The organism is Mycobacterium asiaticum (assembly GCF_001668675.1).
Taxonomy (GTDB): Bacteria; Actinomycetota; Actinomycetes; order Mycobacteriales; family Mycobacteriaceae; genus Mycobacterium; species Mycobacterium asiaticum_D.
On the sequence record NZ_LZKQ01000245.1, the window covers coordinates 1 to 6,349 of the forward strand.

4 protein-coding genes, 1 tRNA gene and 1 pseudogene are annotated in these 6,349 nt (G+C 69.8%); 2 read left to right on the top strand and 4 right to left on the bottom strand.

What is annotated here, in order from left to right:
- Positions 1 to 134 precede the first annotated feature (134 nt).
- Positions 135 to 207, bottom strand: a tRNA-Asn gene (locus A9X01_RS21155).
- 152 nt (positions 208 to 359) lie between these two features.
- Here A9X01_RS21155 and A9X01_RS21160 point away from each other — a divergent pair.
- Complete coding sequence (locus A9X01_RS21160; RefSeq protein WP_065033872.1) at positions 360 to 644, top strand: hypothetical protein; 285 nt, start codon at positions 360 to 362, stop codon at positions 642 to 644.
- A gap of 7 nt (positions 645 to 651) precedes the next feature.
- On the opposite strand, the gene dnaG is transcribed toward A9X01_RS21160, so the two are convergent.
- Both dnaG and A9X01_RS21170 read right to left on the bottom strand, forming a co-directional pair.
- Positions 652 to 2,619 carry a DNA primase gene (gene dnaG / locus A9X01_RS21165; RefSeq protein WP_065122626.1) on the bottom strand — a complete coding sequence of 656 codons (1,968 nt, stop codon included), beginning with the start codon at positions 2,617 to 2,619 and terminating at the stop codon, positions 652 to 654.
- A gap of 18 nt (positions 2,620 to 2,637) precedes the next feature.
- Entirely contained in the window at positions 2,638 to 3,936 is a 1,299-nt protein-coding gene (locus A9X01_RS21170) for a deoxyguanosinetriphosphate triphosphohydrolase (protein WP_065122628.1), read from the bottom strand.
- Between the two features lie 100 nt (positions 3,937 to 4,036).
- Here A9X01_RS21170 and A9X01_RS21175 point away from each other — a divergent pair, with 100 nt between their 5' ends.
- Entirely contained in the window at positions 4,037 to 6,040 is a 2,004-nt protein-coding gene (locus A9X01_RS21175; RefSeq protein ID WP_065122627.1) for a TPM domain-containing protein, read from the top strand.
- 171 nt (positions 6,041 to 6,211) lie between these two features.
- Here the strand turns inward: A9X01_RS21175 and A9X01_RS21180 are convergent.
- Positions 6,212 to 6,349, bottom strand: a pseudogene (locus tag A9X01_RS21180) (type VII secretion protein EsxI); the annotation flags it as partial.

Below are 6,349 nucleotides of genomic sequence, written 5' to 3' on the forward strand. Positions count from 1 at the left end.
CGCGGGCGAGGCGGGCGCGCCGCCCCGCCGCCGGGCGCGCGCCCAGCCCCCCCCGCCCGGCCCCCCCCCCCCCCCCCCCCCCCCCCCCCGGGGGGGGGGGGGGGGGGGGGGGGGGGGGCCCGCGCCAGGAAAGGCTCCCCCGGAAGGACTCGAACCTTCAACCCTTCGGTTAACAGCCGAATGCTCTGCCAGTTGAGCTACAGGGGACTATCAGTCCAGCGAAGCTGGTGCTGATCGCGGGACGACTCTAGCGTACTGGCTTGGCTGGACCCAATCAGCCCCGGCCGGAGCTGGCGCGGCCAATCGCCCGCGAATGAGGCAGGATAGAGCCAGTCGCAATTCTTCTCGGAGGGACCGCTTTGATCGGGTATGTCGCCGTCTTGGGCGTGGGTTATGTGCTGGGCACGAAGGCCGGGCGCCGCCGGTACGAGCAGATCGCCGGCACCTATCGCGCGATCACCGGAAGTCCCGTGGCCAGATCCCTGATCGAAGGCGGCCGCCGCAAGATCGCGAACCGGATCTCCCCCGACACCGGTTTCGTGACCCTGACCGAGATCGACAGCCAGACCAGTGTGGTGGACCGCGAGGTAGAGCGGCTGAACCTCGAACCCGAGGTCGAGCCGCGGGTGAACGCCGCCCGCTGACCGCCCCTCAGGCGGTCAGGTCGTCGCCGCTGGCCTGCTGCAGCAGGCTGCGCCGGTAGGCCTCCATCGCCACCAGATCGCCGAACAACGCGTGGTACTCGTCGCCCTGTTCGATCGGCGACATGCGCTGCAGCTTGGATTTCACCTCAGCGATCTGCCGACCCATCCACACCTCCTGCAGGCGGGCCAGCACCCCGGAGATGTAGCGGGGCAACTGCTCGTCCTCGGCCCGGATCGCCTCCACGCCCAGCTCGGTGATCAAACCGGCGGTGAGCGCCGAGTTGGTCTGCTGGCGCACCAGGTCCAGCCACTGCGCGCCGCTGACGCCGATCGAGGTTCCCCCGGCCGTCTCGATGGCCGCCCGCACGGCGGCGTAGCCGGGGTGGGTGAAGCTCTCGACGGTCAGCGTGTCGAACACCGGGCCGGCGAGGGCGGGAAACTGCAACGCCGATTTGAGTGCCTCACGCTGTGGCCACAGCGTCGGGTCGCGCGGGTCGGGACGCGCGCCCGCCGGCCCCCCCCCGGCCGCGTCAGCGGGCTCCTGAGCGGCTTGCTGAGCACCCCGGCGCGGCGCTTTCGCGTTGCCGCCTGGGTTCTTCGGTTTCTTGGCGTTGCCGCGCACCCGGTCGATCACCTGCGCGACGTCGTCCCAACCCACCCAACCGGCAAGTTGCCGGGCGTATTCGTCACGCAGGGTGGGGTCCTTGATCTGGCCCACCATCGGTACACAGCGGCGTAACGCGGCCACGCGGCCTTCGGCGCTGTCCAGGTCGATTTCGGCGAGCGCGGCGCGAATTGCGAACTCGAACAACGGGGTTCGGCGGGCCACCAGATCGCGAAGGGCGCCGTCGCCGGACTTCAGCCGTAGGTCACAGGGGTCCATGCCGTCGGGCGCGACCGCGACGAAGGACTGCCCCGCCAGATTCTGTTCGCCCTCGAAGGCCTTGAGCGCGGCGGCCTGCCCGGCCTGGTCGCCGTCGAAAACGTAGATCAGTTCGCCGCGGAAGAAGCTGTCGTCCATCATCAGCCTGCGCAGCATGGCGAGGTGGTCGTCGCCGAACGCGGTGCCGCAGGAGGCGACGGCGGTGGTCACCCCCGCCAGATGCATCGCCATCACGTCGGTATAGCCCTCGACGACCACCGCCTGGTGTCCCTTGGCGATGTCGCGTTTGGCCAGGTCGATCCCGAACAACACCGACGATTTCTTGTAGAGCACCGTCTCGGGGGTATTGACGTATTTGGCTTCCATCGGGTCGTCGTCGAACAGCCGCCGGGCGCCGAACCCGATGACCTCGCCGGCCGAGGTCCGAATCGGCCAGAGCAGTCGCCGGTGAAACCGGTCGATCGGGCCGCGGCGGCCCTGCCGGGACAGGCCGGCGGCCTCCAGCTCCTTGAACTCGAAACCCTTGCGCTGCAAGTGCTTTGTCAACGTGTCCCAGCCGGACGGCGCGAATCCGCAGCCGAAGCGCCGGGCGGCCTCGGCATCGAAGCTGCGCTCGGTCAGGTACTTGCGGGCCGGTGCGGCCTCGTCGGACTGCAGTGCCTCGGCGTAGAAGACGGCCGCGGCGGCGGCGGCGGCGGCCAGCCTGCTGCGGCTGCCGCGGTCGCGCTGCACGCTGGTGGCCGCCCCGGTGTAGGTGATCGTGTGACCGATCCGGTCGGCGAGCAGCTCCACGGCCTCCACAAAGCTGACGTGTTCGATCTTCTGGATGAAGGCATAGACGTCACCGCCCTCACCGCAACCGAAGCAGTGGAAGTGCCCGTGATTGGGCCGCACGTGGAACGAGGGTGACTTCTCGTTGTGGAACGGGCACAGCCCCTTCATCGAGTCGGCTCCGGCCCGCCGCAGCTGGACATAGTCACCGACCACGTCCTCGATCCGGGCGCCTTCGCGGATCGCGGCGATGTCGCGGTCGGAGATCCTGGACCGGCCGCCGGAACGGCCCGTATCCCTGGAACCCGCCGGACTCGACACGGGGGTCAGTCTAGGCGTTCAGCGGCTCGCGCTGCTCCCGAGTTGGGAGACGTCGATGCGTTCCAGCCGGCCTTCGGTGTAGGAGGCGATCTGGTCGACGATGACGCGCAGTCGCGCGCCGTCGTCCGGGGCGCTGTTGAACGCCGCGGCAAACATGGGGTCCAGAGTCTGGGGGGCGCCGGCCTGCAGCCAGTGTGCCACCCGGTGAATCCGTTCACGTTGTCGCGCTTGGGCTGCCAGGTGCCGCGGGTCGGACATGATGAACTGCAGCGCAAGGATTTTCAGCAGCGCGACCTCCGCGCGCACCAGATCCGGCACCTGCAGCTCGCCCTGGTAACGCACCACCGGTCCGGGTCCGGAAGCGGCGCGGGTGGTGGCGATGGCGGCCGTGGCGAATCGACCGACCAGCTCGCTGGTCAGTCGCTTGAGCGCGACCGCCGCGGCCAGGGTGGCGTCGTACTTGCCGACCGCGGCGACCACCGGCAGCGCGGACAGCCGCCGCGCGGCCTCCATCAACTCGTCGGCATGCACCCGCGGGAATTCGCGCTCCCCCAGCTCGGCCAGCGCCGTCGCCTCGTCCTCGTCGCCGAGCACCCGCAGGTCGATACGTTCGGAAACCACCCCGTCCTCGACGTCGTGCACCGAGTAGGCCACATCGTCGGCCCAGTCCATCACCTGGGCTTCCAGGCACGGGCGGCCGCGTGGGGCGCGGGCGCGCAGCCAGTCCGCGGCGGCGCGGTCGTCGTCGTAGAAACCGAATTTGCGGCTGTCGCCGGGGCCGTCGCCGCGCAGCCAGGGATACTTTGTGACGGCGTCCAGCGAAGCGCGGGTGAGGTTCAATCCGGCGCTGCGGCCATCCGCGTCGAGAACCTTGGGTTCCAGGCTGGTCAAGATGCGGAAGTTCTGCGCATTGCCCTCGAACCCACCGTGGTCGGCGGCGACCTCGTTGAGCGCCCGCTCGCCGTTGTGCCCGTAGGGCGGGTGGCCGATGTCGTGGGCCAGGCCGGCCAGCTCGACGAGGTCGAGGTCGCAGCCCAACCCGATGGCCATCCCCCGCCCGATCTGCGCCACCTCCAGCGAGTGCGTCAGCCGGGTGCGCGGGGTGTCGCCCTCGCGCGGGCCGACAACCTGAGTCTTGTCGGCGAGCCGGCGCAGCGCGGCGCTGTGCAGCACCCGCGCCCGGTCGCGGGCGAAGTCGGTCCGGTGCTGCCCTTCGGTGCCCGGCAGACCCGCGGTCTTCGGCGCTTCGAGTACCCGCCGTTGACGGTCCTCCTCGTTATAAGGGTCGTCGTGGGGGTCGTGCTGATCGTTGCTCACCGACCCACAGTCTGCCAGGGACGTCGGCGCAAGTGCGGCAACGGCGGTGGTCAGGGTCACGCGTCCGTGCCCGTCGCACGGCGGAGGTTTAATTGGCGATATGCGCATCGCACGGCTTCTCGGCGTGGTCCTGATATTCGCCGGCCTGGCCGGGGGGTTGTTGCTCGCGCCGACCGCCGGCGCGCAGCCGCCGTTCCGGTTACCGGGGCAGATCACCGACAACGCCGGGGTGCTGTCCGACGCCGACCGCGCCGCCGTCTCCGCGGCCGTCGACAAGCTCTACGCCGACCGGCACATCCGGCTGTGGGTCGTCTACGTCGACAACTTCTCCGGGCAGAGCGCGCTGAACTGGGCTCAGCGCACCTTGCAGGCCAGCGAACTCGACAACTACGACGCGCTGCTGGCGGTGTCCACGTCGGGCCGCGCCTATGCGTTCCTGGTCCCCAACGGGGTGCAGAACGTCAATGCGACTCAGGTTGACAATCTGCGGCACAACAAGATCGAACCAGCGCTGCGCAACGGGGATTGGCGCGGCGCGGCCATCGCCGCCGCCGAGGGACTGAATGCGTCGCCCAGTTCCGCCGGCACGTACGTGCTGCTGGGGGTGCTTGGTGCGATCGTCCTGGCCGTCGTGGTGCTGCTGGTGGTGATGCGTCGCCGCGCCCGGCGACGCCGCGCCGGGGCGGTGGCCGCCGCCCGGCAAGTGGATCCCACCGACGCGCGGGCGCTGGCCGCGGTGCCGCTGGACATCCTCGACGACCTGTCCCGAACGAAGGTGGTGGAGGTCGACAACGCGGTGCGGACCAGCTCCAACGAGCTGGCGGTGGCGATAGAGGAGTTCGGCGAGGAACGTACCAAGCCCTTCACCGACGCGTTGAACAACGCCAAAGCCGCTCTGTCGCAAGCCTTCACCATTCGTCATCAGCTCGACGACGCCTACCCCGAGACGCCGGCGCAGCGCCGCGAGCTGCTGACCCGGGTGATCGTGTCGGCGGCCAACGCCGACCGCGAGTTGGAGTCGCAGACCGAGGCGTTCGAGCGGCTGCGGGATCTGGTGATCAACGCGCCGTCCCGCCTCGATGCGCTCACCCAGCAGTACGTCGAACTCACCACGCGGATAGAACCCGCCGAGCGGCACTTGGTCGAGTTGCACGACGAGTTCGGCACGACTGCGCTGACGTCGGTCTCGGGCAACGTCGCCACCGCCAAAGAGCGCCTCGAGTTCGCCGACCGCAATATCAGCACCGCCCGCGAACTGGCCGGCCAGGCGGTGAGCGGACAACAAAGCCGACTGGTGGATGCCGTCCGCGCCGCCGAGTCCGCGCTGGGGCAGGCGCGTTCGCTGCTGGACGCGGTGGACAGCGCGGCCGGCGACATCCGGCACGCCGTGGCCAACCTGCCGTCGCTCATCGCCGACACCCAGACGGCGATCAAGCGCGCCAACGAGCAACTGCAACAGGCGCCGGGCCACAAGTCGCCGCACACCGGCGAGCTGATCGCCGCGCGTGACGCGGCCGCCCGCGCCTTGGACAGCGTGAGCGGCGCGGGCGGCGTGCGGGGCATCGCCGATCCGTTGGCCTGTTTCGCGGAGCTGACCAAGGCCGACGCGGAACTCGACCGGGTGCTGACCACGCTTGCTCAGGAACGCGCCAATGCCGAACGGCTCAACCGGTCATTCGAGCAGGCGCTGTTCACGGCGGAGTCGCGAGTGCGGGCGGTGTCGGAGTACATCGACACCCGTCGCGGCACCATCGGGCCGGAGGCCCGGACCCGGCTCGCCGAGGCCAGGCGCCAGCTCGAGGCCGCCCACGCGAAAAAGACGACGAACCTGGCCGACGCGATCGCCTATGCGAACGGGGCCTCGACACTGGCCGCGCAGGCGCAGTCCCTGGCCAATGCAGATGTGGAGGCGGCGCAGCGCGCCTACACCAGCCGCACGAACAGCAACACCGGCGCGATCCTGGGCGGCATCATCATCGGCGACTTGCTCAGCGGAGGGATGCGAGGCGGCTTCGGCGGGTGGAGCCCGACCTCGTTCGGCGGGTCCGGTTCCTCGGGGGGCTCGTCCGGTGGCGGTTGGATGGGCGGCGGCGGCCGCTTCTAGGTTGGGCTGGATCTGGCCAGCCCGGTTGATCCAGGGATTTACCCCAGAAACGGGACTGCGCACGCCTGCGCACGGGAGCGTGAACTCCCACGCGCAGGACGTGCGCAGTCAATCGGTGCGGACTTGCGCACCACCGCTAGCCGAGCGGTGCGCTGCCGCGATCCGTTTTTATCAGGCCCAGCTGGACCCGACGGCGCTGTCCGTCTGCGCCATGTTGTTGCCGGCGCTCTGGACCTTCTGGCCGTGCTGGTTGGCCTGCTCGTAGATCACCTGGAAGTTGCGGCCCAACTGGGCGATGAACTCCTGGCA